Origin of the sequence: Pseudomonas sp. 5Ae-yellow (assembly GCF_014077575.1) — a bacterium.
Taxonomy (GTDB): domain Bacteria; phylum Pseudomonadota; class Gammaproteobacteria; order Pseudomonadales; family Pseudomonadaceae; genus Halopseudomonas; species Halopseudomonas neustonica.
On sequence record NZ_JACGWE010000111.1, the window covers coordinates 1 to 1,329 of the forward strand.

Consider the following 1,329-nt stretch of genomic DNA (forward strand, 5'->3'; position numbering starts at 1 on the left):
AAAAAAGGTTCTTCACGGAAGTCCGGGGCAACCCGGACTTTTCGTTTCTGGAATGAGGTGAGGCGGTGACATCTCGGTCATGATGGTTGTGCGACCAACACCATAATCCGAGAGCACCGCCTCATGCTTGATCATACCGATTGGCTGCCGTTCTGGAAGGACTTCTACGTCCTCGATTTACAACTTCTCGACGGCCACGTCTGCGTTTCGCTGACTCCTGATGACTCATCACTTACCTGCGGTGGCTGCGCCAAGCCTTGCCGCCAGATACATGAGCGAGTTAGACGTCGCGTACGCGACCTTCCCATGCTCGGTCATCCCGTTATTCTCGATCTGATTCTGTATCGCCTGGAATGCCCTGACTGCGGGCACTGCCTGCAACAGGTGAGCTGGCTTGATAAACACGCGCGCCTGACTAAGCGGCTGGCTCAGGCGGCTGCAGAATGCTGCGCTCGGTTACCGGTGGCGCACGTGGCAGACATGTTTGGTCTGCATTGGAGCACGGTCAGACGCCTGGATCATCAGCGTCTCCAGTCCCTTGTGGCATCACTTCCGACGGCCCAACCGCGCCGCCTAATCATGGATGAGTTCGCCCTATTTAAGGGGCATCGCTACGCCAGTGTGATCCTCGATGCCGATACACGTCGGGTTCTATACGTGGCCCAGGACCGCAGCCGCCGGGCCATTCGGCCCTTTTTTGAACAGCTTGGACCAGAAGGCTGCGCCCGTATCGAAGCGGTGGCCATGGATATGAATACCGCTTTCGATCTCGAGGTTCGAGCTCGATGCCCCCGCGCACGTGTGGTTTACGATCTGTTCCATGTCATTGCCAAGTATGGCCGGGAGGTCATCAGTCGCGTGCGAGTGGACGCCGCCAATCAGCTACGCCACGACCGCCCCGCACGACGGGTGGTGAAGCAGGCTCACTGGCTGCTGCTTCGTAATCCAGCCTCGCTCAACGAGCGCGAGCAGGTTCGGCTTGATGAAGTGCTGCAAGCGAACCAGCCCATCATGACGGTTCACGTGATGAAGGAAAGTCTACGCTCGCTCTGGACAGCACCTGACGCTTGGGAATGGCGAAGACGGTGGCAGCAATGGCATGCCCATGCTGCTGAGAGCGGCATTCCGGCTTTGATGCACTTCGCTGAAGTGCTTAAGCCTTACTGGAGAGGGATTCTGGCTAGGGTGCGTTGGCCGATGCATACCGGCCAGCTTGAGGGGATCAACAATAAGATCAAAGTGATCAAGCGCATGGCCTATGGGTACCGCGACACCGATTACTTCTTCCTGAAGATCAAGGCCGCGTTCCCCGGACATACGTGATGAACC

1 protein-coding gene is annotated in these 1,329 nt (G+C 57.6%); it reads left to right on the forward strand.

The genetic code is table 11. From position 1 onward, the window contains the following. Window positions 1–123 precede the first annotated feature (123 nt). Complete coding sequence (locus H4J77_RS19475) at window positions 124–1,323, forward strand: ISL3 family transposase (RefSeq protein ID WP_182250114.1); 1,200 nt, start codon at window positions 124–126, stop codon at window positions 1,321–1,323. Window positions 1,324–1,329: the final 6 nt, after the last annotated feature.

Bases quoted from the DNA above. Each gene is read 5' to 3' on its own strand.
- H4J77_RS19475 (WP_182250114.1), top strand. From the start codon at position 124: ATGCTTGATCATACCGATTGGCTGCCGTTCTGGAAGGACTTCTACGTC.